The following is a 26,800-nucleotide window of genomic DNA, read 5'->3' as shown; positions in this document are numbered from 1 at the left end:
TTGTACAGCGGCCCCCCAACCTGCCGGAGAATTGTGCCATGTCAGAACTATACGCGAAAACACTCACCGAAATCCGCGCCCTACTTGCTTCCCGTGCGGTTTCCGCAGAAGAAACCGTGGCCTCGTGCCTCGCCCGCATACACGCCACGGAACCCCAGATTCAGGCCCTGCTCTCCGTGCAGGCCGAAGAGGCTCTGGCAGCAGCCCGCGCCATGGACGCACAGGGGCCTGACCCGGAAAAACCCCTGTGGGGCGTTCCGGTCATCGTCAAGGACGTGCTGTGCACCAAAGGGGTTCCCACCACCTGCGGCTCGCGCATTCTGGAAAATTTCCGCCCCTTTTATGATGCCTTTGCGGTCCGCAGACTCAAAGAAGCCGGAGCCATCCTGCTGGGCAAGTCAAACATGGACGAATTCGCCATGGGTTCCTCCACAGAGAACTCAGCCTACCACCCCACACGCAACCCGTGGGATCTGTCCCGTGTTCCCGGCGGCTCATCAGGCGGCTCCGCCGCCTCGGTCACAGCCTGTCAGGCCCACGGCTGCCTCGGAACAGACACGGGCGGCTCCATCCGCCAGCCCGCCTCGCTCTGCGGCTGTGTGGGGCTCAAGCCCACCTATGGCCGCGTTTCCCGTTACGGCATGGTCGCTTACGGCTCCTCGCTGGACCAGATAGGCCCCATGACCCGCACGGTGGAAGATAACGCCCGCCTGCTGCAGGTCATCGCAGGGCACGACCCCAAAGATTCCACCTGTGCCGATACCCCGGTCCCGGACTATCTTGCCGCCCTCTCCCGCACCGACCTTAAAGGCATCCGCATCGGACTGCCGGAAGAATTCTGGGCGCAGGGGCTGGACCCGGAAGTGGAGGCCGCCTGCTCCGCCGCACTGGAAACCCTGAAGTCGCTGGGAGCACAGCCCGTACAGGTCTCTCTTCCCCACTCGCGCTATGCCATCGCCGTGTACTACATCGTGGCCATGGCAGAAGCCAGCTCCAACCTCGCCCGCTTCGACGGCGTGCGCTACGGATTCCGTGACAAAGAAGCCTCCGAGCTTATGGACCTCTACGTCCGGTCGCGCAGCAAAGGCTTTGGCGAAGAAGTGCAGCGGCGCATCATGCTGGGCACCTACGTGCTTTCCTCCGGCTATTACGATGCCTACTACCGCAAGGCCGCACAGGTACGCAGACGCATACGCGAAGACTACGAAAACGCGCTTGCCCGGTGCGATGTGCTGTGCGGTCCGGCATCGCCCGTCACCGCATGGAAGGTGGGTGAACTCACGGACGACCCGCTCAAGATGTACCTCATGGACATCTACACCATTTCCCTGAACCTCGCAGGGCTTCCCGGCATGTCCCTGCCCGTGGGGCTGGGCAAAGAAAGCGGCATGCCCGTTGGCCTGCAGCTGCTCGGCAAACCCTTTGCGGAAGAAACGCTCTACGGCATTGCCGCCGCACTGGAACGGGCCACGCCTCCCCTCGGGCAGCCGGCTGCACTATAGAAAATGGGGCCGTACGGCCCCTTGGTACACAAACAACACACCACCATGACCATTGCAGTAGCCATAAGCGGCGGCACCGATTCCATGTTCGCCCTGCTCTCACTGAAAGAGCAGGGCGTGCCGGTCTTTGCCCTGCACGCCCACTTCCTGCCCCGCAGCGAGGAACGGGAACACGCCCTTGCCGCCATGTGCAACACGCTGGACGTGCCCTTCCACGCCGTGGACCTGCATGACGAATTTGAACGCTGTGTGGTGGAACCCTTTCTGGATGAATACGTTCACGCACGCACCCCCAACCCCTGTGCGCTGTGCAACGCCCGCATGAAGTTCGGTGCCCTGCTGCGCGAGGCGCGCACTCTGGGCGCAGACCGCATCGCCACAGGCCACTATGCCGTGCTGCGTCACGACCCCGCCTGCGGCACTGTGCTCGCCTGCGGGCACGACCCCGCCAAGGACCAGAGCTACTTCCTTTCGCTGGTTCCCGAACAGGCCCTCGCACAGGCGGTCTTCCCCCTCGGGCGGCAGACCAAAGTGGCGGTGCGCGCGGAACTGACGCGCCGCGGCCTTGTTCCGGCCTATCCCGGAGAAAGTCAGGAAATCTGCTTCGTCCCCAATGATGACTACCGGGCCTTTCTTCGCAGCAGAGGAAAGGTGCAGGAAACCTCAGGCCCCATCCTCACCGTCTCCGGCAAACGCGTGGGCAGCCATTCCGGGTTGTGGCATTATACAGAAGGGCAACGCAAAGGCTTAGGCGTTGCGTGGCACGCGCCGCTGTATGTCATCCGTAAGGATGCGCACAGCAACACGCTGGTGGTAGGCGAAAAGGAACATCTGGTTTCAAATGGCTGCATCGTCCGGAATGTGAACCTGCTTGTCCCGCCCTCTCTGTGGCCGCAGCAGGTGCTGGTACGCACGCGCTACAGGCAGCAGCCCTTTGCCGCGCAGGTGGCAGACCTCGTTTCCGGCACACGAGACAACGGCACCGCAGCAAGCATGACCGTGCGCTTTACCGGTCCGCGCACCCCTCCCGCCACAGGCCAGATATGCTGCCTCTACGACGGGCAGGGCGCCGTGCTGGGCGGCGGCATCATTGAGGAAGCGCTGTAAACCGCCCTGCTCCCGGTTCTGGCAGTTCTGGCAGTTCTGGCGGTTCTGATGGTTCTGGCGGTTCAGGCGGGACGCAATTCTGCCATGGTGTCCAGCAGCACCCTGTGATCCAGCGGCTTTTCGATAAAGGCATCCGCCCCGATCAGCGTTGCCGCCGCGCGGGCGTTCTCAATGCTCAGATACGATGCCCCGGCTGTCATGGCCACCACCCTCACGGCCGGAAACTCCCGCTTCAGTTGCATAATCGTCTGCAACCCGTCCTGCTCGGGCATGAACAGATCCGTAATCACAATATCCGCCCCATGGGTCCGGACAGCCCGCATCCCTTCCGCTCCATCTCCGGCACTAAGCACAGTGTACCCAACCGTTTTGAGAATAGACTCCAGCATCCGTCTGAGCAGCAGGTCATCTTCCATAACAATGACCCGGGTGCTCTCCCTGCTTTCGCTAGCATTGACTGCTACCATAACACATCCTATGCGGACCGCACTCCGCTTTCAGCGACCTCTCTTCCCGCGCGCCCCTGTCCGTCTCCGCCACCAAGCCCCCTGCGGCCGTTACGCTGCGCCGCCCTCTCGGTGGCATCATCCCCCAAAATGGCATCCCCATCTGCAACCGTCCGCATGTCCGGAACATGTGGCGCTGCCCTCCCCGGCAACACTCCATGCGCATGCGTCCCCCCGCCAACCGGCAGCGGTTCGGAATCAACAACCAAACCGGCACCCTGTACACTTCGGGCGTTATCCGGTTCACCAGCCTGTTCTGCGGGCACAAGCATATACCCGAACTGCTGTGCAATAAATTCCAGCGGGGCCACGCTTCCGGTCCGCTTCATAATATCCAGCAGCGTCTCCACGCCCAGCTTGGCACCCGTATCATACGGATTCACCTCCCGCAGCAGGGTGGAATAGGGCTTGCCAATCTCCTTGGCAAGCGCCTTCGCGGGCACAGGGCTGTTCAGAACAATATCGTGGACTATCCTTGCCAGATTCACATACATAGGCGTTTCTCCCCTCGAAAGGTGTACTCCGCCCAACATATCAAGAAGCGTACCAACCGAAAAAATTAAAAAAAACCTATGGAGACAATACCCTGCCCGCACCATCCCGACGGGGAACGCTGGCCATCTTTCAAACCAAAAATTCAAGTGTAAACTAAAAATTTACAAACAGCATAAGGGCATTACTCTCCCCTGCCCGTATCCCAGCGGCGCGCAATGCCGTGCTTTCGCAGCATGGCATACAGCCATTGGCGCGTTACCCCCGCAATATCACTGGCCCGCGCCACATTCCCCTGCGCCTGCGACAAAAGCCGTTCCAGATACGCGCGCTCGGCAGACTCCAGTGCCGCGTCCCGAAACTCCCTCCACACAGGCAGCCCCGCCTCCTGGCAAGACGTCACCCTCTCTCCATCCGTGCCGGACTTTTCGTTTACCACGCCCACAGGCACAGATAACAGCGCACCATCTCCACCATCCGCCCCCCCGGCCTTCTCCCACCATGCGGATTCCTGCTCCCGTCTCTCCGCCGCCTGAGAAACCATGCCCCACCCCATCTGACGAACCGCCCCCGCAGCTCCCACAGCCCCCACAGCTCCCTCCGCCCCCGAACCTATCCGGCGGCGCGCTGCGGCAACACGAACCACGCTGGGCAGGTGTTCCGGCAAAAGCTGGTCAGAAAACCGTGCCCGCACCAGACTCTGCTCCACCACATGCATGAACTCGCGCACATTTCCCGGCCACGGATACTCAGCCAGTTCTCTGAGAAAAACCTCATTCAGGCTCTTAGGCCCCACCCGATACCGGGCGCACCCTCTGGCCACAAAATAGGCTGCCAGCTCCGGAATATCCTCAAGCCGCTCGCGCAGAGGCGGCAGCATCAACGTAATGGCCTGCAATCGGTAGAGCAGATCCTTACGAAAGGACCCGCGTTCCACCATCTGGGGCAACAGCCTGTTCGTGGCGGCCACCAGCCTGAAATTACTGGCAACCTCCCTTCCGCTCCCCACAGGGCGGAACCGCCTCTCCTGCAACACGCGCAAGAATGTCCGCTGCTGCGGAACGGCAAGCTCGCTCACCTCGTCCAGAAACAACGTCCCGCCGTCTGCCTGAAGAATAAGCCCTTCTCTGGGACGGTCCGCGCCGGTAAACGCCCCCTTCTCATGCCCGAAAAGCTCGCTCTCCGTCAGCGATTTGGCAATGGAACCGCAGTCCACAGCCACAAAGGGCTTCCCTGCCCGTGCACTGTTGCGGTGAATGGCCCGCGCAAACAGTTCCTTGCCGGTTCCCGTCTCCCCTGTGATAAGAACCGGAGCATCACTGCTGGCGGCCTCGGCAAGAACGCGGAAGCACCGCTGCATACCGGGGCTGCTGCCCACAATCCCTTCCCGCTCAGGCTCCTCCAGTCCGCCCCTGCCGTTACGAAAGGCCAAAGCCCTGTGCACCGCCTGTTTCATGGCCGTAAGCGAGGCGGGCTTGGTTATGTAGTCCAGTGCGCCGCCCGTTATGGCCAGCTCCGCCCCGTCCGCGTCACAGTCTCCGGTGATGATGATGATTTCAGGTGCTAAAATATCTTGCCGGATATACGGAATGAGCGAAAGTCCGTCCCCGTCCGGCAGCCCCACGTCCAGAAACACAAGGTCATACCCGCCCTGCGCCAACGCCTCACGGCACTGGGCAATGGTAGAAACGCCGCACACCTCGTGCCCCTCCATCAGCATGGCGGAAGACAGCATGTCCAGAAACAGAACATCATCATCCAGAATGAGAATGCGGGCCATACTCCTCCCCTGTCAGCATCGCTCTATCCCCGTGGCAACCATATCCGCACAGTGGTCCCCGCGCCGGGGACCGAATCCACCACCATCTCACCCCCATGCGCCCACACAATGCCGCGTGCCAAGGCCAGCCCCCGCCCACGGGCACCTGCGGCCTCACGGGTGGTAAAATACGGCTCGCAGCAACGTTCACGCGTTGCCGCATCCATCCCATGCCCGGTATCCCGCATTTCCAGCAACACAGGCAGCCGTCCCCCTGCCTCCCCCGCCTGCACATGCACCTGCACATGCAGCGTGCCACCCTGCGGCATAGCCTGCACGCTGTTGCGCCATACGGCATCAAACACCTGCTCAAGCAACTGCGGGTCGGCATTCACAGGCACCCGCTCCCCGCACACATCCGTTTCCAGAAGCACGTCCCCCGGCAGCAGGCCCCTCCGGTCCCGGCACCACTGCATCGTCAACGCCGCAACATCGCAGCCTGCAGCATCCACACGCACCTTGCCGCCCATGGTCCGCACACGCCCCACAAGTTCCCGTGCCTGTTCGCATCCCTTAAGAATATTCCGCACACTGCGCCCCGTCAGGGATACGGCATCCCTCTCCGCAGAGGCGGCAATTTCCGCAAAGCCCTGAATGGAGGCAAGCACGTTATTGAAGTCGTGCGCCACCCCGCTGGCAAAGCAAAGCACATGCTGCCGCCGTGCGTCCCTTGTCGTATCCCGGCCGACTTGCCTGTCTTGCCTGTCTTGCCCGGCTTGCCTGTCTTGCGGACTCTTTTCCGCGCCTAATGGCATAAGAGAATGCCGACAAGCCTCCTCCGGCTGCGTGTACCGCGCCTGCAGCACGGCCCCTGCATCCTCCACAGCCCCGGCATCCACTCTATGCCCGGCAATCCCCGCCCACCTCAGGGGAAAAGCCTCCACAAACGCCACTTGTCCTTCAGGCAGGGGCACATGTCCCTGCCAATGCCGTCCCCCGGCAACGGCGTCCCGCAGTTCGCAGGGCATCTGCGCAAGCATGTTCTGCGACAGAGCAGCCAAACACCCGCGCGCCATTCCCTCAGCATCAGGCCCGAACATGGCGGTAAAAACAGCATTGGCCTTTTGCACCGCGCAGGCAGCGTCCACTTCGGCCACACCAAGGCCGCACGCCTCTAACACATCTTCGGCCACACTCCCCCCGCGCGTTCTTGCAAATCTGAGCCACAAGGCGCAGTATCACACCCCGGCTGAATTTACAGGATAATCGATCTTACAGGATGACCTTACCGGCTCATCTTACAGGCTCATTTGCAGGCTCATTTGCAGGCTCATTTGCAGGCTCATTTTGCAGAATGATCCTGCAGAATAAATTTACAGACTGGTCTTGCAGCACCGGCAATACCGACAATACGTTCACTACGTGTCGTGCTGCCCGACATAACTGATTGGCCAGACATAATGCACAGGCTCGGCTGGCCAACAAAAGGAGCACCCCATGCACGAGAACATCCTCTTCAAACGGATAGGCACTATCTCTTCGCCGTACCATACCCTCAGTGATATGCCTATTCAACCCATAGGCGCAAGGGATACCGAGGGCCGCATCACCCTCCTCCCGAAGCTTGCGGAAGGCCTGAGCGACCTGCAGGGCTTCTCCCACCTCATTCTGCTCTACCACTTCCATAACAGCCAAGGCTATTCCCTCAGCGTAACGCCTTTTCTGGATACGCAGAAGCGCGGCCTCTTTGCCACCCGCGCACCGCGCCGCCCCAACTCCATAGGGCTTTCCGTGGTGGAACTGCTGCGCGTGGAAGGAACGGAGCTGGTTATCAAGGGAATAGACGTGCTGAACGGCACCCCCCTGCTGGACATAAAGCCCTATGTGCCCGCCTTTGATTCACCCGCAGGCCCGGTGCGCACCGGCTGGCTGGAATCCTCGGCCCATGCGGCGCAGCAACACCGTTCCGATGCGCGCTTCACAAACGGCGACACGAACCGCACCCGGTGATGCGTAACCAAAGGCCAGCAGCCAACGTTCAGCGGCCAGCCCGCATGGCCGCAAGTGCCGACCGGATACTCCGCGCCTTGGCCCGCCCTATGCCGGGAATGGCGGCAAGTTCCTCTTCGCTGGCTTCCGCCATAGCCCGCACGGTGGGAAAATGCGCCCACAGTGCCTTGGCAAGTGCCGGTCCCACGCCGGGAATACGCTGCAACTCGCCGGAAAGCGCAGACCCCGCCCGCGCCTTGCGGTGCCGCCGCAGCGAATAGTCGTGCACCGTATCACGCACCAGTTGCAGAAACAGCAGCTCCTGCGAACCGGCCTTCATGTTCACGGGGTTCATCCTGCCCGGCAGATACACCACATCGGCCACATTGCCCTTGCGCCTGTCTGCCCTGCCGTGGTCCTCACTCCGCGCCTTGGCTATGGCTGCCACGGCAAATCTGTCCGCGGCCCCTTCCCGCTCCAGTACGGAAACCACCGCAGCCAACTGCCCTTTGCCCCCGTCTATGAGCAGCAGGTCGGGCCATGGCGGGCCGGATTCCAGCCTGCGCCCCATCCACTGCGCCAGCACGCCGTAGTCGTCGCCTCCGGCGTCCTCATCCGCAAAGGCATACGTGCGGTACTGGTCCTTGGCGGGCCTGCCGTCTTCAAACACCACCATGCCCACGCGGGTATTCCGCCCCCCGGTGTGCGAAACATCCACCGCCTCAATACGCACGGGCGGCTGCGCCATGCCCAGCCGCGCCGCCAGCAGGCTTGCTGTATCCAGCCCGCGTGCCGCGCGCGCACTCTCCGCCGCATTACGCTGCGCCATGGAAACCAGCCTGTTTTCCGTCTCGTTGCGGGGCGGTCCCACGCGCACCACACCCCCGCGCAAGTCGGAAAGGGCTTCCGCAAGCGCGGGCATGGTTTCACCGCCTGCGGCGTCCGCCTCTGCTCCACGATGCTCCGGCCCGCCCGCATCCGGCCTGTCCGTATCCAGCTTGTCCGGTGCGAACTTGTCCGGTGCCAGCATGTCCGGCATATCCAATACGTCCGCTATCCCGGATAACTCCGCTACGGCGGCTTCCGTGTCTATGGCCCAAGGCACCACAATCCGCTCCGGTATCACGCTGTGCGGGCCATAATACTGGGCCAGAAAACTGCTCAGCACCTCCGGTGCCTCCTCCAGTCCCAGCCCCGGCCAGACAAAGTCACGCTTATCGGTAAGCATCCCCCCGCGCACAAAAAGCAGCCCCAGCGCAAGCCCGGCCGGGGTTTCCGCCACACCCAGCACATCCATATCGCGCGCATCGGGCAGCACCGCCGCCTGCCGCTCCACAGTACGGGTAATGGCGGCCATCTGGTCACGCAGCACCGCCGCCTGCTCAAACGCAAGATTCTCAGAAGCCTCTTCCATCTGTGCACGCAATATGCCGAGCAGTTCGGAAGACCGCCCCCGCAGCAACATCTCCACCTTGCCCACCATCTCGCGGTACACCGCCGCATCCACAGGCAGGCAGCACGGCGCAGGACACTGCTGCATATAATGATAGAGGCAAGGCCGCGTCCGGTTGGCAAACGCCCTGTCCGCGCACCGCCGCAACGCAAACACGGCGTGTATGGCCTTCCATGTCTCCCGCGCCGCCACGGCAGACGTAAACGGCCCGAAATAGGCCGAACCGTCCCTCACCACCTTGCGGGTAAGCGTCAGGCGCGGCCATGCGTGCCGCTTGGTCAGCTTAAACAGCACATACTGCTTGTCGTCGCGCAGCAGAATATTATACCGGGGCCTGTGCTTCTTGATAAGGCTCGCTTCCAGCAGCAGGGCCTCTTTTTCAGACGTGGTGGAAATCGTGTCCACCGTTCGCGCCATGCGCAGCATGGCCCGCGTCTTGGGGGTCAGCGCATCTTCCGGCCGGAAATACGATGCCACCCGCCGCCGCAGATGCTTGGCCTTGCCCACGTAGATAATGCGCCCGCCCTCGTCCTTAAAGAGATACACCCCCGGTGTGAGCGGCACGGCTGTGAGATCAATCTTGTCCATAGGCTATGCCTACCCCCTTCCTATCAAAAAGTCAAAATTATGACTAAAACACCCTTGAACTCGGGATAAATTCTTGAACCCGGCCCGACACACGTTTGCGATAAATCAGTAACCACCTACAATAAAATTGGATGCGCGCTTCTGACACCAAAACATGTATGTTTAAAAAATTTTACTTTTTTTCTTGCCAAGAATATTACATCAGGAGTAAATACTTCGGTAACAATTGTGGTCATCCGCGTCAGGAGCCGCAAAACGTAAAAGAAGGAAGGTTTACCAATGAAACGCATCATCACTCTGATGCTCGCTCTCGGCCTCGTCTTCGGTGCTGTCGCCAACAGCTCCGCAGCCGAAATCAAGGCCAAGGGTTCGTTCACCATGGAATACGGCTGGATGGACAACCTGAACTTTGAAAAGGGTTCCTCCACCGGCGGCGACGGCCGCTCTGAAGACGACTTCATCGCTCAGCAGCGCTTCCGCACCCAGATCGACATCGTGGCCAGCGAAAACCTGTCCGGTGTCGTGTTCTTTGAAATCGACAACGCTTGGGGCCGCAACGTTGCGGGCGACTCCAAGACCAAGGGCGGCCAGCTCGGTGCCGACGGTATCAACGTCGAAACCAAGCGCGCCTTCATCGACTGGACCGTGCCGAACACCGATCTGGCGTTCCGCATGGGTATCCAGGGTCTGGCCCTGCCCGCCCCCGTGGCTGGCTCTTCCATCCTGGATGACGACGTGGCAGCCATTCTGGCTACCTACAAGTTCAACGACATGCTGACCCTGAACGCCTTCTGGGCGCGTCCTTATGACTCCCGTCAGGGCGAACGGTATGCCGATGTGAACTTCCACGAAGATGAAATCGACCTGTTCGGTCTCATCGCCGGTATCGAACTGGACGGCATGACCATCACCCCCTGGGCCATGTATGGCGCAGTAGGTGCTGGTGCAGAGGCTGTTGGCGGCCTGCAGTCCCTGTTCGCAGCAAACGCTCCCAGTGGTGTCATCTCTGGTAACGCTACCAACAACTGGGGCCCGGCTACCCACACTGCCCTCCCCGCCTTCATTTACAATTCCTACAACGGCACCGAGAACATTGATAACCATCGCGCATGGTGGCTCGGCCTTGGCTATGAGCTGAACATGTTCGACCCCATCGTGTTCTCCTTCGAAGCCGTGTACGGTAAGGTTGACGGCGGCGATCTGAACTACCGTCTGACCGGTGTCAACGGCACAGATCCCGCTAACGCGTTTGCAAACGGCACCGTCTTCCGCTCCGATGACGACATCCTTGACCGCGAAGGCTGGGCACTGGCTGCCAAGCTGAGCTACAAGATGGACATGCTCACCCCCGGCATCATCGGCTGGTACGCTACCGGTGAAGACGACGACATCACCAACGGTTCCGAGCGTCTGCCCGTGATCTCCGGCGCCTTCTCCCCCACCACCTTCGGCTTTGACGGCTATGCCGGCGGCAACGTCACCCCCACCGGTGACCTGCTGGGCACCAGCTACGACGGCAAGTGGGGCCTGGGCCTCGTTCTGGAAGACATCAAGGTTATCGAAGACCTGACCTCCCAGATCCGCGTTGTCTACGTGAAGGGTACCAACGATCACGACGTGCTTGACAGCCTCGTTAAGTACACCAGCACCTCCAAGGCTACCTTCCTCAGCAACAACATCGGTACCTTCATGACCGACAAGGACCAGGCTTGGGAAGTGAACTTCGACCACAAGTACATGATCTATGAAAACCTGGCCATGATCGTGGAACTGGGTTACGTGAACCTGGACCTCAACGACTCCGCATGGGGCCTGAACCAGGCTGGCGCAACCAAGTACGACGAAGATGCTTGGAAGGCTAACCTGATCTTCCAGTACACCTTCTAAGGTACACTGGTAAGACACATAGATCGCGTATACTCCTGACGCTTTGACAGCCGGGGACCTTCGGGTCCCCGGCTTATTTGTATTCTTTTGCGAGGTGGCCTTTCGCTGTCCATTTGCCTGTTGCCTGTGCCCCCCCCCCACGCAAAAAGGCCGACGGTCATCCCGCCGGCCCTGGTTTCACAATCCCCCCTGTTTCTCAGGGCCTCATTCTTTGCTGTTCCACCCGTCTGACAGGATACTGCCCTGCGGCGTATGGTCCCCGGGCACTCTCATGTTTGCCCATACCCTGCAACCTCCATGTCAGGGCACCCCCAGTCAGACAACACGCACCTTATTCAAACCGCACCGTCACGGCGGCGGATACCCGTTGCGCCTTGCGCTTTGCTTCCTCTATGGACTCAGCCAGCGCCAGTGCAACGCCCATACGCCGTTTGCCCTTCACTTCCGCCTTGCCGAACAGGAGCAACTGCGTCTGCGGTTCGCTGAGTGCCTTGTCCAGATTGGCAAAGGTAAGCCCGGTGCCGTTGCCCTCCACCAGCACCACGCTGGAAGCGGCGGGACCACGCTGGATGATGGCCGGAACCGGCAGCCCCAGAATCGCGCGCACGTGCAGCGCAAACTCGCTCATGTCCTGCGAGATAACGGTCACCAGCCCCGTGTCATGCGGGCGGGGCGAAACTTCGCTGAAAATCACCTCGTCCCCGCGTATGAACAACTCCACCCCGAATATCCCCCAGCCGCCCAAGGCCTCCGTAATGGCCCCTGCAACACGGCGGGCTTCCTCCAGCGCCTTGGGGCTCATGGGCTGTGGCTGCCATGAAAGGCGGTAGTCGCCGTCCACCTGCACATGCCCTATGGGATCGCAAAAGCTGGTTCCCCCCGCATGGCGCACGGTCAACTGCGTGATTTCATAATCAAAGTCTACAAACCCTTCCACAATCACGCGCCCGCTGCCGGTGCGTCCGCCCTCCTGCGAATACGCCCATGCCGATGCTATGTCGGCCTCCGTCCGCACCGTGCTCTGCCCCTTGCCGGAAGAACTCATCACCGGCTTGACCACGCAGGGCAACCCTATGGCGGCAACAGCGGCACGGTACTCCTCCTCCGTATCCGCAAAACGGTAGGTAGATGTGGGCAGCCCCAGTTCCTCCGCAGCCAAACGCCGTATGCCCTCACGGTTCATGGTCAGGCGGGCGGCGCGGGCCGTGGGCACCACGGTAAAGCCTTCCCGCTCCAGTTCCACAAGGGTATCCGTGGCAATAGCCTCTATTTCCGGCACAATAATGTCCGGCTTCTCGGTCTCTATAATGCGCCGCAGAGCCGCCCCGTCCAGCATGCTTATGGGGTAGGAACGGTGCGCCACCTGCATGGCCGGAGCGTTTTCATACCTGTCTACCGCAATCACCTCCACGCCCAGCCGCATGGCCTCTATGGCGACTTCCTTGCCCAGCTCTCCGGAGCCGAGCAGCATCATACGGGTGGCGGAAGGGGTGAGCGGGGTTCCAATAGATGCCATGGCGCATGCTCCTCACAGATGAAAAGGTTCAAAAAAACGCAGCCCCCACGGGCCGCTTCCTGCCGACATGCGGCACACAGACATATCTTCCGGCAGGCGCACCATCAGCATCGGCACGCCTGAAATTCGCTACGTATCCGTCCCTTCACCCAGGATCACCCCGGTAAAGGTCTGGTTCACATGCAGCCCGTCCACCTGCTCACCGTAGGTATGAAAGCCCACATGCGGCACCTCGCGCAACACGGCGCTCAGGGCTTCCGTCAGGCCGCACCGCTCAGCCTCCAGCCTGCGGTGCACGCATTCGCAGCCGATGAGCAGCTTCGGCCGGGGCACTCCGGCAAGGGCACGGTGCAGGGATTCATCCAGATCATACACCATGTCCCTGCCCGTTCCCATATGCAGCACAAGCCCCTGATCAATGGGGCTCATGAACACAAGGCTTCCGTCCGCATTCACCCTGCCCACGGTACGCACATAGTTTTGCCCGCCCAGCCGCAGGATAAAGGGATGCAGCGTGAAATGCCAGTCCTCCAGCGCCTGCGCCGCCACACCCAGCGCGTCTGCATACACCTGCGCGGCAGAAAGCCCGTCTATGGAGAACACGGTTCGGGTCGCCGGATCGGCTGCTGTTATGACAAACGACCTGTCCGAGCGGATAAAATGATGGGTCTGAAAAATGGCAAAGGGCAAATCCGTCTCAAACAGGGCAACCAGCGCTGCATCCGGATGAAAATCACCTCCGTGGTACACGGCAGTCTGCCGGAACTGCATATCGTCCCCGGCGGAACCGCCCACCACGGGCACATCGCCCAAAGCACCCTGCAGCAAAGCGATAACCCGTTCCTCGCGCGCCGTCAGGCCGTCCACCAGCAGCAGGGCGAACATGCGCTCCGGGTCCAGAAAATTCTGCGACGTGCCCGCCTGCAACTCCATGGCAGCCATCACCGCATCGGTGGAACCCAAGGTGGAGACGGGCGAAACAAGATGTGTATGCATGGCCACATGCCGCGATCCAATGCTCGCCGCCACAATAGTCCCGGAAAGATACCCCGCGCCGGTCACAAACTCCCCCGCCGTGGTACATCCCGCCACCGGGCAGGCAAACGCCTCATCCACCGCCTGCGCCAACCGGCCCAGATCATACCGCGAAGACGCAAAAAACAGCACGGCCGCCATATCCGGCTGGTCAATGGCCTGCGCTATCTCCGCCACCGCCAGAACAGGATCGGGGTTTGCGGAAAAGGCTGTCTTCACGTGCATGGTTCCGGACATGTAGGGCTCCCCAAAGGATGAAACAGCGCCTCTTGCTGCGCGTGCACACAGTCTACACGAAAAGCCGCCCGTGTTCCATCACCGTAATACACCTCTCCCGGCACCCCTTCATGCGCCCTTGCCCGTTTACAATAGTTCCGCACCCCGCTACAACCGGACTAAACCACAGCCGGAAACACGCCATGCACCACACGCCCGCAGAACATATCCTGCTCATTGAAGACGACCCCGCCTTCGGTGCCATGCTCACCGAGGCGCTGGATGCCAAGGGCTACAGCGTGCATCGCGAGGTTCGGGCGGAAGATGCCCTGCAACATCTGCGGGACCACGGCAGCCACGGGTTCGACCTCATCCTCACAGACGTAAAGCTGCCCGGCATGTCCGGTCTGGAGGCCATTCCCCGGCTGCGGCAGATGGCGCCGGAATCGGACATCATCGTCATGACCGCCTTTTCCACCAAGGAAATGGCGGTGGAGGCCGTGCGTCAGGGGGCCTACGATTTCTTTTCCAAACCCTTCAGTCTGGGCGAACTGGAAGTGGTGGTCCGCCGCTGCATGGAAAAACGACGCCTCCAGAGCACGCTCGCCCAGTTACGTTCCACCCTGCTTTCCAGCGGCCCGGCAGGCTGCATCATCGGCGAAAGCAGCGCCATCCGCGAGGTCAAGGAACGCATAGAACGCATCGCCCCGCTGGACACCACCGTGCTCATCCTCGGTGAATCAGGCACCGGAAAAGAACTCATTTCCGATACGGTCCACGCCCTTTCGCCGCGTGCGGGCAACCCCTTCATCCGCGTCAACTGCGCCGCCATTCCCGAAAACCTGTTCGAAAACGAACTCTTCGGCCACGAAAAAGGGGCCTTTACCGGTGCCGCACAGGCGCAGGCAGGCAAGTTCGAGCAGGCGGACAAGGGCACCATCCTGCTGGATGAAATAGGCGACATGCCCCTGTCCATCCAGCCCAAGCTGCTGCGCGTGGTGGAACAGAAGCAGGTGGAACGCCTCGGCGGCCGCAGGCCCGTCAATCTGGACGTGCGCATCATCGCCGCCACCAACCAGCATCTGGAAGACCTCATCCGCGAAAAACGGTTCCGCGAAGACCTCTACTACCGCCTGAACGTGGCGGTCATCCATCTTCCGCCGCTCAGGCATCGCCGGGAAGATATCATTCCCCTTGCCCACCATTTCCTGAACCGCATCCGCAGGCAACTCGCGCTGGATGTGGACGGCTTCACCCCGCAGGCGGAATCCGCCCTGCAACGCCACGACTGGCCGGGAAACGTGCGCCAGCTTGCAAACGTGCTCGAAGGCTTGGCCATCAGTGCCGCGCCGGGTCGGATAGAAGAGCACCATGTACTGCGCGCGCTGGGCAACGCCACGGGCCGGAATATCCCGTCAACCGCACCCCACGCCATAGACCTGCGCGAAGCCGTGGAGCACTTCGAAAAAACCCTCATCCTCAACGCCCTGCGCCGCACCGGCGGCAGCCAGAAAGACGCAGCAACCCTCCTCGCCCTCAATCCCAAAAACCTCTGGGCCAAAATGCGCAAGCATGCCATCACGCCGGATGACATTGCCGTCTGCACCTCCTGAATCTATTTTTTTTAGACCAAACACCCTGCCGCCTTCACACCCCCGGCCCTAGCAGCGCAGTACAGTGGGGAAAGCCCTACCTGAAGTCTAGAAAATCCCTAAAAATCAAGCCCGCCACCTCGTCTATCATTCTTAGAACGTGGCCCGGACACCACCTTTTCCCTTGCCGCGCAACAGGTTCCGGCCTTCTTCCAAAATCTTCCACCACTCGTCCAATCTATTTTTCTTGGAACAGACGGAAATACCACTCCGCATGCGGCTTCCTTTCAGAGGCCTTATCACCCAATCTCCCCGCTATAAAAGCGGCGCTTCATTTTTTTGTTTCTTTAAAATAAGACAGTTATCAACTTTTATTCCTCATACAGCCCCCTTTGGCACGCCGGTTGCCTTAGAGAGGCCGTGCAGCATTGATAGGCAGTCACAAAACAACAAACGTCAACCAATTCATCCCAAACAGGAAGGAGAACCCCATGCGTGCCATCATGAATTTCATCCGTGAAGAAGAAGGTGCAACCGCTCTGGAATACGGCCTGCTCGCCGCCCTTATCGCCGGTGTGCTGACCGCTGCCGTTACCCTGCTGGGCGGCAACATCCGCGCCCTGTTCGAGCGTCTTGCCGGCGACATCGGTGCCGCGTAAGCCCCTGACCGCTTCACAACGTCCCAAATTACGCCTGATCGCGTAACGCGTTCGACGGGACCGGGAACCCCGACCCCGGTCCCGTCAAGCGTTACAGGCCCCTGAATGGAGCAACCCGATGCAACTGTTCATGAACCTCACCCTCGCCGCCGTGCTGCTCACAGCCGTCATAACGGACCTGCGGGCGCAGCGCATTCCCAACTGGATCACCTTTCCCGCCATGGCCCTTGCCCTTGCCGCGCACACCACAACCCAGGGCCCGGAGGGACTGATCTTCAGCCTTTCCGGCCTCGTCCTCGGTTTTGGCGTGATGTTTGTGCCCTACCTCATGGGTGTCATGGGTGCCGGAGACGTCAAGCTCATGATGGCCGCGGGGGCCTTTCTGGGCATGGCCGCAACCCTGCAGGCCTTCATCCTCACCAGCCTTGCAGGCGGCGTTTACGCTCTGGTCATGCTGGCCCGCCGCCGCAATGTGCTGGCGAACATCTTCCGGGCCCTCAAGGACTCCGCCGCCCTGTTCCTGTCCACGCGCCAACTGGCTTATGTGCGGCAGACAGACCATACCAGCTTCCCGCGCCTGTGCTACGGGGTGGCCATCGCCGCGGGAACCCTTGCCTCCATGTTCATCACGTGGGGGACAGCCGGATTCGTTCCGGCACAATGGATGTAACCGGTAATTTTACAGATCGCCGGGGGGAACCATGCGCGCATCAACTCTCATTCCGCTTTTCCTTGGGCTCCTGCTTTCGCTGGCAGCCGGCTTCATGGTCTTCACATGGATGACCTCCAGCCGTCCGCAGCCGCAGGCGGTTCAGGCTCCTAAAACAGTGAACATCGTGGTCGCCTCCCAGCCCGTGGGAAAGGGCACCAAGCTTTCCGAGCAGCACCTCAGGCTGGCCGCCTTTCTGCCGGAATCGATTCCTGCGGGCACCTTTGCCGCCCCGGAAGAACTGTCGGGCAGGGTAACGTCCGTTCCGCTGGAACCCGGCGAAATCATCACCACCGCACGCCTTCTGGACGACAGCGTCCAGTACGGCGGCGTCTCCTCCCTCATCAGCCCCGGCCTGCGCGCCATCGCCGTCAAGGGCAACCAGATTCTCGGCATCGCCGGGTTCATCCGTCCAGGTAACAGCGTGGACGTGCTGGTGACCATAGACGACGAACGGCGCGACAAGGACAAGGCCGTCACCAAGACCGTGCTGGAAAACATCCGCGTCATCGCCACAGGCACTGAGCTGGAAAAGAAGGGCGATGATACCGAAACCTCTTCCGTGGACGTCTACACGCTGGAAATGACCCCCGTCGACGCAGAAAAGCTGGCACTGGCCGCCACACGCGGCACCCTGCACTTTGCCCTGCGCAATCCGGCGGACGCAAGCACCGTCCGCACCGGCGGCACCAACGTGCCGGATACGCTGGCATCACTCACCCCGCCGCCCGCCAAGAAGCCCCGCAGCAGCGCGCCCCCTGCCGTAACCGTGGAGCTGATCACCGGCACCAGCCGCCAGACCATGAGGTTCGCACAATGAAAATCACCCGCGCATACCGCGTTATGCTTGAACCCCGTCCCCGGCAGAGTGGTTCCTCCCGTCCGCTGACAGCCGCCATTCTTCTGTGCGCCCTGCTGCTCACTGCCGCCTTTGCCTCAACAGCCCACGCGCAGCCATACGGCATCACGCCGCAGACAGTGGAAGTGGTCAAGGGCAAGTCCATTGTCATCCGGCTGGACGCCCCCGCCGCACGCGTCTCCCTTGCGGATACGGACACGGCAGACATCATCCTGCTGTCTCCGGTGCAGGCGTATGTTACGGGCAAGAAGCCCGGCGTCACCAACCTCACGCTGTGGTCGGGCACGGGCGAACTCGCCGGTGTGTACGATATCCGCGTCACCGCCGACCTTGCCCACCTGAAGGAGATGATCCACCGCGTGCTGCCCGGTGAACAGGATATCCGGGTCATCGGCACGGGCGAACACATCACCCTCTCAGGCACCGTCACCAGCGCCACCAGCCTCTCCACCGCTCTGGAAGTGGCGGAAATGTTCGCGCCGGAAAAGGTGACCAATCTCATGAGCGTGGGCGGCGTGCACCAGATCATGCTGGAAGTAAAGATTGCAGAAATGCACCGCTCCTTGCTGGAACGGCTGGGTATAGACCTCGCCTACGCATGGAAGGGCGATTTCGCCTACTCACTGCTTAACAACCTGTTCAATCTGGACCCCAAGAACGGGGCCATTTCCATGGGCGAGACCGCCGCCGTCATCAATCCTTCCCGCAACGGGCTGTTCCGCGCCACCTCCGGCGGCGTAACCCTTACCGGGTTTCTGGACGTGCTCAAGCAGAACGGACTGGTCAAGGTGCTTGCAGAGCCCACCCTCATCTGCCGCAGCGGTGAAGATGCACAGTTCCTCGCGGGCGGCGAAATTCCCGTTCCCGTGCCGCAGGGTCTGGGCACCGTGGCCATAGAATACAAAGAATACGGCGTCCAGCTGGTCTTCAGCCCCTCTGTCATCTCCGGCGACCGCATAAGCCTGCGCGTGTTTCCCGAAGTCTCTGAACTGGACTACGCCAACGCCATCCAGATTTCCGGCATGGTCATTCCCGCGCTCACCACCCGCCGCGCCTCCACCGTGGTGGAACTGGGCAACGGGCAGAGCTTCGCCATTGCCGGGCTCCTGCACAACGAGGTGCGCGAGAACATCAAGCGCTATCCCGGTCTGGGAGACATTCCCGTGCTGGGCACCCTGTTCCGCTCCAGCGAGTTCCGCAAGAACGAGACGGAGCTGGTCATCATCGTCACCCCGCACCTCACCAAGCCGCTGGACGTGGCGCAGCAGGTTCTGCCCACAGACAACTATACCGAACCCACGGAAATGGAATTCTTCTTCCACGGCAAGATGGAGGGCGAAAAACGGGTGAACGTAGCCCGCATCCAGCCTGTCAGCACCGGCAGGGCGGAAGACGCCAACCAGCGTTCCACAGGCATGGAAGGCGAATTCGGCCACATTATCCCGCAATAACGGTACAGGATACAGGAGCAGAACCATGACTCACCGCGCAACCATCATTCTTCTCGCCGCCGCCACCTTTCTGGGCGGATGCGCTGCCGTGCGCGACCTGGACAAGCCCGTGGGGCAGCAGGGGTTCAACGATCCCCTCGGCGCCTCCTACCGCCAGCAGTTACAGGCACAGAAGTTCGATCCCATTCCCGCCGGGTCCGACCCCGTCACCGGCATGGACGGCAAGCTCTCTCAGCGCGCCATCCAAGCCTACCAGCAGCCCACGCCGGAAGACAAAGGCCCCACCTTCAACGAAGTCATGCGCTTCCTCATGCAGGATAAGCAGTAGCGCGTCCGCAGAAACGGAGAATCATCATGACCGCCGTATCCATCCACTTCAGACTGCACCACCCGGAAGCCGCCGCCTCGTTCGCACGGCTGGTGGCGGATGACGCGCGTTTTTCCGCCGTGCTGCCCGGCACGCCGGAAGATGCAGCCGCGTCCGGTTTGGTGGTGGCAGAAGTACGCACCGCGCAGAACGTATCCGTCATTTCGGACCTGCTCGCCCTGCCGGAAGTACGGGAAGTGTTCGTGCTCGGCCCTGCGCAGGATGCGGACCTCATCCTTGCCAGCATGCGTGCCGGTGCCACGGAATACCTGCCCTTCCCCCTCAAGGTGGGAGAATTCCGCGCCGCGCTGGACCGCTTCACCGTCCGCACCGCCCATTCAGCGCAGGCAGCAGCCCCCCATCCGCAGCGGCAGGGCAGGGTCATTCACCTGCTGGGCGGCAAGCCCGGCACGGGCGTGACCACCCTTGCCGTCAATCTGGGAGTGGAAGCCTCTGCCCTGGACGGCGCGCGCCCCGCCGCACTGGTAGATATGCGCCAGCCGCAGGGCGAGGTGCCCCTTTTTCTGGATATGCACTACACCCACACATGGGCGGCTGCCACGCACAACGCCCACCGGCTGGACGATGCGTTCATGCAGAGCCTCATGGTCCGCCATGCCTCCGGGCTGGACATCCTCGCTGCCCCGGACCGCTCGGAAGACACCGGCTCCGCAGCTCCGCAGGCCATAGGCACCATGCTGCGCATCCTGCGTTCGCTGTATTCCACCGTCTTCGTGGACGGCAGCCCGCTGGTGGACGAACTGAGCCTCGCCTCCATGCGTGAGGCAGACGCTGTACTCATGGTCACGGAACTTTCCCTGCCCTGCCTCGCCAACACCCGCCGTCTGCTGGAAACGCTGGATAACGTGGAACCGGACGTGGCGGACAAGATACGCATCATTGCCAACCGCTACACGCCCAAGGCAGGCGTTGCCCTTGCCGAAGCGGAAGAACTGCTGGGCCGCCCCATCGCATGGAAGGTGGATGAAGATTACGTGGCAGCGGTAAGCGCCATCAATCAGGGCACGCCCCTGCGGGACTCCGCCCCCAAATCGCCCCTTACCCGCAACATCGGCAAACTGGCCACCACGTTCGTGCGCACGGAAGCGCAGCGCAAGGCGTCCGGCCTGTTCGGAAGACTGTTCCGCAACGGCGCGGACGATATGGCAGAAACACCCCTGCACGTCTTGCAGGGCGCGGGAGGCTAACCCATGTCACTGCTTGCCAGACTGAACCGCAGCACACGCCGCACCCCGGAACCGACGGAAGTCGCTCAGGTCATCGCAGTTCCTGCGCCCGCCCGCGCAGCCGCAACAGCGCAGCCACTGACGCCGGAAATTACGGGTACGCCGAACACCACGGATACGCTGGAACAACACACCGCGCGCCAGCCGCTTCACCCGCTTCACCCGCTTCACCTGTCGGAATCCATGCCCCCGTTATCCTTTTCGCAGGAAGAAGCACACGCCGCCCGCGGCGAGGCGCAGCCCGTTACGGCTTATCCTGACGCGACACTCCGCCGGGGCACGCTGCTCCAGCAGAATGCCATGCATAGAGCCCCGACTGACCACATCGGCCACATCGGCCATATCGACCACATCGGACCGGACGCCCGGACAGGTTCTGCCACTCCCGGCGCACCTGCGGAACAGGCATCGGCCCATACCCTGCTGGACCTGCTTGAGCTGGACCCGGAACCAGCCGGTTCCGAACCGGCTGCGGCAACAGACGCGGCCTCCCGTCCACACAGAGCTACGGCAGCCGCAGCCGCCCAGCAGGCTACTCCGGGCGACCTGCCCCCGCTATCTTTTGCGCAACCTGAAGCCCCTGTGTCCCCAGTTTCTGCCACCCTGGCCGCCCCGGCCGTAACAGTCGCCCCGGCTGTAACCGGAATGTCCAAGGCTGGTGCGCACACAGACCCCCAATCTCCGGAACAGCCCGCGCGGGACGAAAGTTATTATCTGGTCAAATCTCAGATCCACGAGCGGCTCATAGAAATGCTGGACCTCACCGCCGTGGAAGCCCTGCCCCCTGCCCGTCTGCGCGAAGAGATAAGCCGCCTTGTGGAACGGCTGCTGCGCGAGGAATTCCGGCAGGCTCCCCTGAACTCCCGCGAACGCCGCGACATCCTGCGCGAGGTGCAGGATGAGGTGCTGGGTCTGGGACCGCTGGAACCGCTCCTGCAAGATCCCACCGTGTCCGATATTCTGGTGAATAACTACCGGCAGGTATATGTGGAGCGTCACGGCAAGCTGCAGAGGGTGCCCACCCGCTTCAAGGACGACACGCACCTGCGCAAGATCATAGACCGCATCGTAGCACAGGTGGGACGCCGCGTGGATGAAGCCTCTCCCATGGTGGACGCCCGCCTTCTGGACGGCTCCCGCGTGAACGCCATTATCCCGCCGCTGGCGCTGGACGGTCCCAGCCTTTCCATCCGCCGGTTCTCCAAGGACCCGCTGGAACTGGACGACCTCATCCGCTTCAACGCCCTCACGCCCGAGATAGGCGAGGTGCTCAAGGGCATCGTGCGGGCGCGGCTTAACTGCATCGTCTCCGGCGGCACGGGATCGGGCAAGACAACCATGCTCAACTGCCTGTCGCGCTTCATCCCCCATGACGAACGCATCGTCACCATAGAGGATGCGGCGGAACTGCAGATGAAGCAGGATCACGTGGTTCGGCTGGAAACCCGCCCCGCCAACATAGAAGGCAACGGCGAGGTAAACGCCCGCGATCTGGTCAAGAACTGCCTGCGCATGCGCCCGGACCGCATCATCGTGGGCGAAGTACGCTCCAGTGAAGTGCTGGACATGCTGCAAGCCATGAACACGGGGCACGACGGCTCCCTCACCACCATTCACGCCAACAATCCGCGTGACTGCCTGATGCGCCTTGAAACCATGGTCGCCATGGCGGGGCTGAATATCGCGGACAAGTCGCTCAAGCGCTACATAGCCTCTGCCGTGGACGTGATCATTCAGGTGAACCGGCTCTCGGACGGCTCGCGCAAACTGCTCAGCCTGCAAGAAATAACCGGCATGGAAGGCGATGCCATAACCCTGCAGGAAATTTTCTCATTCAAGCAGACCGGCATAGACGAAAACCGTAAAGTTATCGGTCAATTCGTCTGCACAGGCATCCGGCCCAAGTTCTCGGCACGCCTGCAGGCACAGGGCATAGACCTGCCGCCCTCGCTGTTCGACCCCACCCTGCGGGAAGCCCGCCAGTAACCGTTGGCATGGCAAGGCCACTTCCAAGGAGCATCACATGACCGCCGCAACCCTCATAGCCGCCCTCGCCGTCATTGGCCTCTTCGTCCTGTATCTGGGCGTGGTCAATCTGCTGCTTTCCCGCAGGCGCAGACGTCAGGAGCAGGTGAGCAAACGCCTTGGACGCCTGCGCGCCACGCTGGAGCAGGCGGAAAGCGTGTCCATAGAACGGCACCACAGCTTCTCTTCCGTGCCGTGGCTGCACACCCTGCTCAACCAACTGCGCTGGGCGGGCAAGTGGGAACGCATCCGCGAGCAGGCTCAGGTGGACGTGAATATCGGCACCCTCATGCTGCTGGGCGGTGTCGGGGCGGTGCTGGCGTGGTTCCTCATGCAGTTTGCCACGGTCAGCCCCTATCTGCGCCCCGTGCCTTCGCTCCTTGCCGCCTATGCCCCCTTTGCGTGGCTGCTGCGCCGTAAGGACAAGCGCATGGCCCAGTTCCAGCGGCAGTTGCCCGATGCCCTGGACCTCATCGCCCGTGCGCTCAAGGCAGGACACGCCTTTACGCAGGGATTGCGCATGGTGGCGGAAGAAATGCCCGACCCCATCGGACCGGAATTTTCCAAGACCCTTGATGAGCTGAATTTCGGCATAGCCATGGATGCGGCGCTGGCTAACCTGCTGCACCGTGTGGACTGCCCGGACCTCAAATTCTTCGTGGTCTCCGTGAACATCCAGCGCGAAACCGGCGGCAACCTTGCGGAAATAGTAGGCAACATAGGCCGTCTGGTGCGCGAGCGGTTCAAGTTCGACGGCAGGGTCCGCACCCTCTCGGCAGAAGGCAAGCTCACCGCCTATGTACTCATGGCGCTGCCGTTCGGCATAGGCACCATCATCCACTTCATTAACCCGGATTACATGGGCCTGCTCTACTCCACGGAAGAAGGCAGGTTCCTGCTCACCAACGCCTTCATCCAGATGGCAGTGGGCGCTGTGGCGCTCAAGCGTCTCATCACCATCAGGGTCTGACGGAGCACATGAGTATGGATATGCACACTTACGCCCCCATCATCGCCGCCGGGCTGGCATCCGCCGCCATACTGCTCATCGTCTCCGCCCTTGCGCGGCTGCTGGGCAACCGCAACCGCCTGCACAGCATGAAGCGGCGGGTGGATAACGCAACCAATCCGGCCCGTTCCTCCGGCAGGGGACTGCATGCAAACGCCCTGTTCCGCAACGGGGGAGCTGCCCTTGCAAACGGCGCGGGAGTGGCAGAGCAGGCACAGCCTTCCTCGCTGCGCCTCCTGCTCGCACGCTTTGCCTCGGCGGCAGACCGCATGGGCGAACATCTCAGCCCTACCAAGCAGGATGAGCTTACGGAAGCCAACCTCTCCATGGTCCGCGCGGGCTTTGCCAATCCCGCCCGCGCCAACCGCATCTTCTGGGGCGTCAAGGGCGGCCTTGTGCTGCTGGGTCTGCTCAGCGCCTCGGCAGTGTGCCTGACCATGCGGGAGCAGATTCCCCCGGCACTCATGGCCCTCATTTTCATCTTTCCCGCCGTGCTGGGCATGTACATTCCCAATATCTGGCTGCGCATGCGCACCACCCGCCGCCGCCGCGCCATAACCAACGCCCTGCCCGATGCACTGGACCTGCTGGTGGTCTGCGTGGAATCCGGCATGGGTATTGATCAGGCCATCAACCGCATAGCGCGTGAGATGCGCGCCACCAATCCGGAACTTTCCGGCGAACTGAACACCGTCATCCTTGAACTGCGGGCGGGCAAAAGCCGCACAGACGCGCTGAAGAATCTCGCCCGCCGCGTTGGTCTGGATGATATGAACAGCCTTGTCACCCTTATCGTGCAGGCAGACACCTTCGGCACCAGCATCGCCGCCACCCTGCGCGTCTATTCGGACCACATGCGCACCACGCGCTACCAACGGGCGGAGGAAATAGCCGCCAAGCTGCCGGTGAAGATGCTGTTTCCGCTCATTTTCTTCATCCTGCCCGCGCTGTTCGTGGCCATCATGGGCCCGGCGGGCATACAGCTTATGAACGTGTTTTCCAAACTGTAGACCATACGCCCCGGCACGGGGCAGGCAGAACATACAAGGCGGACCGTCCGCCGGGAGGAACCATGAAGCGCATCACCATCATCGCCCTTATAGCCCTTACCGCCGCACTGGCGGGCGGCTGCACCGCCACCGGCAAGGACAAGGCCGCGTCCATGTCGCTCATGGAGCGCTTCCACAGCGGCCATTCCCTCATCGGGGAAGACAAGGAACTCACCGGCAAACAGGAAGACCGCAACCTCACCAAGGAGCAGGCAGAAGCACGCCAGTGCCTCATGCGCGGCCTTTCCTACGCGGCTCAGGGGCGGCAGGAACTCGCCTTCGAACAATACTCCCGCGCCGCCGCGCTTGACCCCGGCCTCACGCAGGCCCGCTTCCGCCGCGGCATGGTGCTGCTGGAAAAGCAGTTGCCCGCCCCTGCGCTGGAAGAGTTCACGGCGGTCATGGAACAGAACCCGGACTATGCTCCGGGCTTCGCCGCCGCCGGCAAGGTCTACTTCATGAACGGCCTGTACCCGGAGGCACGCAAGCTGTTTGAGAAGGCGCTGGTGCTGGATGCCTCGCTGCTGGAAGCATACGACCATCTGGGTGCCATCCACAATTACAACAAGGAATACCAGAACGCCCTCGCCACCTTCCGCAACGCGCTGGAGAAGCATCCGGACGCCGTCTACCTGTTCAACAACGTAGGTCTGGCCCACTCCATGCTCGGGCAGGATGCCGAAGCCGTGGAAGCCTTCCGCAAGGCCATCATGCTGGGCGCGCCCTCTTCCAAGGCATACAACAACATGGGCCTTGCCCTGTGCCGCATGGGCCGCTACCGCGAGGCGCTGGAAGCCTTCCGCGCCGCCGGGGGCGAAGCCGCCGCATGGAACAACCTCGGCTACTTCTTCTTTCTGGACGGACAATACCCCCGTGCCATCACCAGCTTTGAAAAGGCCATCGAACTCGAACCCACCTACTACCAACGCGCTGCGGAAAACCTGAAGCGCGCCCGCCTCGCCGCCCAGTTCGCGCAGGGAACCGAAAGTGCCCCCGCCCGCTACGGCACGGCAGACCCGCATGGCGATGTGCTCGGCCCGCGTACTCCCGGCGTGGTTGCGCCTTCTCACGGCACGCTGCCCGACATGGGAGGCGAACAGGATTTTACTCCCGTGCCCGCCGTGTACAGCCCCGTTTCTTCCGCCGTACAGCCGGTTCATGCCTTTGCCCTGCAACCGCCTGTGCAGACCGCCGCATATACGTCTGTACGGACGGCCCGACAGCCTGAGCCTACCCGTGCGGAATCCGCTGCCGACAGTGCCACCGCAACGGCAGCATCTCCCCTGCGCGAAAAAGACCTGCCCGACACAACCGGACCTAACACCCGTTCCGGACAGGTCAGCCATAATGATCAGGTTGCCACCCAGGCAACGGGCAATGCCGAATCCCCCGCAACCCCGGCAGCCGCATCCGGCAACGCCGCATACACGCTGCATGTCAGCTCCTTCCGCCAGCATGACATTGCGGAACAACAGGCACACCTGCTGAGAGAGCACGGCGCGGATGCACGCGTGCTGAGCGTCTCTTTGCCCGACAAGGGCAACTGGCACCGGGTGGTTACAGGCCGCTACGCCACGCTGGAAGAAGCCCGCCGCGCGCTGGCGGAACATGTGGAACAAAACGGCAACAAGGAAACGGGCGTGCGCATCGTGCGCGATGCCGCTACCGCCAACCCGGCCCCCCGCAATTCCCGCGCCCTGGAAGATAACACCGTCCCGGCACACCCCGGCACAGGCATTACCGCGCTGCACGTAAGCACCTCGTTTGCGCACCAGCCTTAAAG

General features: G+C 61.9%; 21 protein-coding genes and 1 pseudogene. 15 read left to right on the top strand and 7 right to left on the bottom strand.

Annotated features, from left to right (window positions below; translation table 11 throughout):
- Positions 1-38 precede the first annotated feature (38 nt).
- Positions 39-1,502, top strand: coding sequence for an Asp-tRNA(Asn)/Glu-tRNA(Gln) amidotransferase subunit GatA (gatA, locus tag HUV26_RS08395; RefSeq protein ID WP_174409671.1), 1,464 nt, complete (start codon positions 39-41; stop codon positions 1,500-1,502).
- 45 nt (positions 1,503-1,547) lie between these two features.
- Complete coding sequence (gene mnmA / locus HUV26_RS08390) at positions 1,548-2,609, top strand: tRNA 2-thiouridine(34) synthase MnmA (protein ID WP_174409670.1); 1,062 nt, start codon at positions 1,548-1,550, stop codon at positions 2,607-2,609.
- Between the two features lie 62 nt (positions 2,610-2,671).
- On the opposite strand, the gene HUV26_RS08385 is transcribed toward mnmA, so the two are convergent.
- The 4 genes and pseudogenes from HUV26_RS08385 to HUV26_RS08370 all read right to left on the bottom strand — a co-directional run bounded on the left by HUV26_RS08385 (position 2,672) and on the right by HUV26_RS08370 (position 6,559).
- Complete coding sequence (locus tag HUV26_RS08385) at positions 2,672-3,076, bottom strand: response regulator (protein WP_174409669.1); 405 nt, start codon at positions 3,074-3,076, stop codon at positions 2,672-2,674.
- Positions 3,077-3,336: 260 nt separating this feature from the next.
- Positions 3,337-3,609: pseudogene (locus tag HUV26_RS08380) on the bottom strand (phage regulatory CII family protein); the annotation flags it as partial.
- A 182-nt stretch (positions 3,610-3,791) separates the two neighbouring features.
- Complete coding sequence (locus HUV26_RS08375; protein WP_174409668.1) at positions 3,792-5,387, bottom strand: sigma-54-dependent transcriptional regulator; 1,596 nt, start codon at positions 5,385-5,387, stop codon at positions 3,792-3,794.
- Positions 5,388-5,410: 23 nt separating this feature from the next.
- Positions 5,411-6,559 carry an ATP-binding protein gene (locus HUV26_RS08370; RefSeq protein WP_174409667.1) on the bottom strand — a complete coding sequence of 383 codons (1,149 nt, stop codon included), beginning with the start codon at positions 6,557-6,559 and terminating at the stop codon, positions 5,411-5,413.
- Between the two features lie 304 nt (positions 6,560-6,863).
- Here HUV26_RS08370 and tsaA point away from each other — a divergent pair, with 304 nt between their 5' ends.
- Complete coding sequence (gene tsaA / locus HUV26_RS08365) at positions 6,864-7,376, top strand: tRNA (N6-threonylcarbamoyladenosine(37)-N6)-methyltransferase TrmO (RefSeq protein WP_174409666.1); 513 nt, start codon at positions 6,864-6,866, stop codon at positions 7,374-7,376.
- A 28-nt stretch (positions 7,377-7,404) separates the two neighbouring features.
- Here tsaA and uvrC read toward each other — a convergent pair whose 3' ends face one another.
- Positions 7,405-9,396: an excinuclease ABC subunit UvrC gene (uvrC, locus tag HUV26_RS08360; protein ID WP_174409665.1), complete on the bottom strand. Its 1,992-nt coding sequence runs from the start codon at positions 9,394-9,396 to the stop codon at positions 7,405-7,407.
- Between the two features lie 279 nt (positions 9,397-9,675).
- On the opposite strand from uvrC, the gene HUV26_RS08355 reads away from it, so the two are divergent.
- Entirely contained in the window at positions 9,676-11,283 is a 1,608-nt protein-coding gene (locus HUV26_RS08355) for an outer membrane homotrimeric porin (RefSeq protein ID WP_174409664.1), read from the top strand.
- A gap of 331 nt (positions 11,284-11,614) precedes the next feature.
- On the opposite strand, the gene purT is transcribed toward HUV26_RS08355, so the two are convergent.
- Positions 11,615-12,799 carry a formate-dependent phosphoribosylglycinamide formyltransferase gene (gene purT / locus HUV26_RS08350; protein ID WP_174409663.1) on the bottom strand — a complete coding sequence of 395 codons (1,185 nt, stop codon included), beginning with the start codon at positions 12,797-12,799 and terminating at the stop codon, positions 11,615-11,617.
- Positions 12,800-12,928: 129 nt separating this feature from the next.
- On the bottom strand, positions 12,929-14,071 hold the full coding sequence (locus tag HUV26_RS08345) for an FIST N-terminal domain-containing protein (protein WP_174409662.1): 1,143 nt from the start codon (positions 14,069-14,071) through the stop codon (positions 12,929-12,931).
- Between the two features lie 182 nt (positions 14,072-14,253).
- Between HUV26_RS08345 and HUV26_RS08340 the strand changes: the two genes are divergently transcribed.
- The 11 genes from HUV26_RS08340 (at position 14,254) to HUV26_RS08290 (ending at position 26,798) form a co-directional block, all read left to right on the top strand.
- Positions 14,254-15,663 (top strand): sigma-54-dependent transcriptional regulator, encoded by a 1,410-nt coding sequence (locus HUV26_RS08340; RefSeq protein ID WP_174409661.1) that lies wholly within the window; start codon positions 14,254-14,256, stop codon positions 15,661-15,663.
- A 470-nt stretch (positions 15,664-16,133) separates the two neighbouring features.
- The gene (locus HUV26_RS08335) at positions 16,134-16,301 is read left to right on the top strand and encodes a Flp family type IVb pilin (RefSeq protein WP_174409660.1); all 168 of its coding nucleotides are present in this window, start codon (positions 16,134-16,136) and stop codon (positions 16,299-16,301) included.
- 118 nt (positions 16,302-16,419) lie between these two features.
- On the top strand, positions 16,420-16,971 hold the full coding sequence (locus HUV26_RS08330) for an A24 family peptidase (RefSeq protein ID WP_174409659.1): 552 nt from the start codon (positions 16,420-16,422) through the stop codon (positions 16,969-16,971).
- Positions 16,972-17,002: 31 nt separating this feature from the next.
- Complete coding sequence (gene cpaB / locus HUV26_RS08325) at positions 17,003-17,830, top strand: Flp pilus assembly protein CpaB (RefSeq protein ID WP_174409658.1); 828 nt, start codon at positions 17,003-17,005, stop codon at positions 17,828-17,830.
- Complete coding sequence (locus HUV26_RS08320; RefSeq protein WP_243451322.1) at positions 17,827-19,320, top strand: type II and III secretion system protein family protein; 1,494 nt, start codon at positions 17,827-17,829, stop codon at positions 19,318-19,320. The genes cpaB and HUV26_RS08320 overlap by 4 nt, the downstream gene beginning before the upstream one ends.
- A 25-nt stretch (positions 19,321-19,345) precedes the next feature.
- On the top strand, positions 19,346-19,648 hold the full coding sequence (locus HUV26_RS08315; RefSeq protein WP_174409657.1) for a hypothetical protein: 303 nt from the start codon (positions 19,346-19,348) through the stop codon (positions 19,646-19,648).
- Positions 19,649-19,674: 26 nt separating this feature from the next.
- Complete coding sequence (locus HUV26_RS08310) at positions 19,675-20,895, top strand: CpaE/TadZ family protein (RefSeq protein ID WP_174409656.1); 1,221 nt, start codon at positions 19,675-19,677, stop codon at positions 20,893-20,895.
- 585 nt (positions 20,896-21,480) lie between these two features.
- The gene (locus tag HUV26_RS08305) at positions 21,481-22,920 is read left to right on the top strand and encodes a TadA family conjugal transfer-associated ATPase (protein WP_444979612.1); all 1,440 of its coding nucleotides are present in this window, start codon (positions 21,481-21,483) and stop codon (positions 22,918-22,920) included.
- Positions 22,921-22,957: 37 nt separating this feature from the next.
- Positions 22,958-23,929 carry a type II secretion system F family protein gene (locus HUV26_RS08300; RefSeq protein ID WP_174409655.1) on the top strand — a complete coding sequence of 324 codons (972 nt, stop codon included), beginning with the start codon at positions 22,958-22,960 and terminating at the stop codon, positions 23,927-23,929.
- A gap of 14 nt (positions 23,930-23,943) precedes the next feature.
- Positions 23,944-24,978, top strand: coding sequence for a type II secretion system F family protein (locus HUV26_RS08295; RefSeq protein ID WP_174409654.1), 1,035 nt, complete (start codon positions 23,944-23,946; stop codon positions 24,976-24,978).
- Between the two features lie 62 nt (positions 24,979-25,040).
- Positions 25,041-26,798: a tetratricopeptide repeat protein gene (locus HUV26_RS08290; RefSeq protein WP_174409653.1), complete on the top strand. Its 1,758-nt coding sequence runs from the start codon at positions 25,041-25,043 to the stop codon at positions 26,796-26,798.
- The last annotated feature ends 2 nt before the right edge of the window (positions 26,799-26,800 follow it).

The sequence above is a fragment of the Desulfovibrio psychrotolerans genome (assembly GCF_013340305.1).
Taxonomy (GTDB): Bacteria; Desulfobacterota; Desulfovibrionia; order Desulfovibrionales; family Desulfovibrionaceae; genus Halodesulfovibrio; species Halodesulfovibrio psychrotolerans.
Note: the sequence above shows the minus strand (reverse complement) of the source record. Positions and strands in the feature narration are given on the sequence as shown.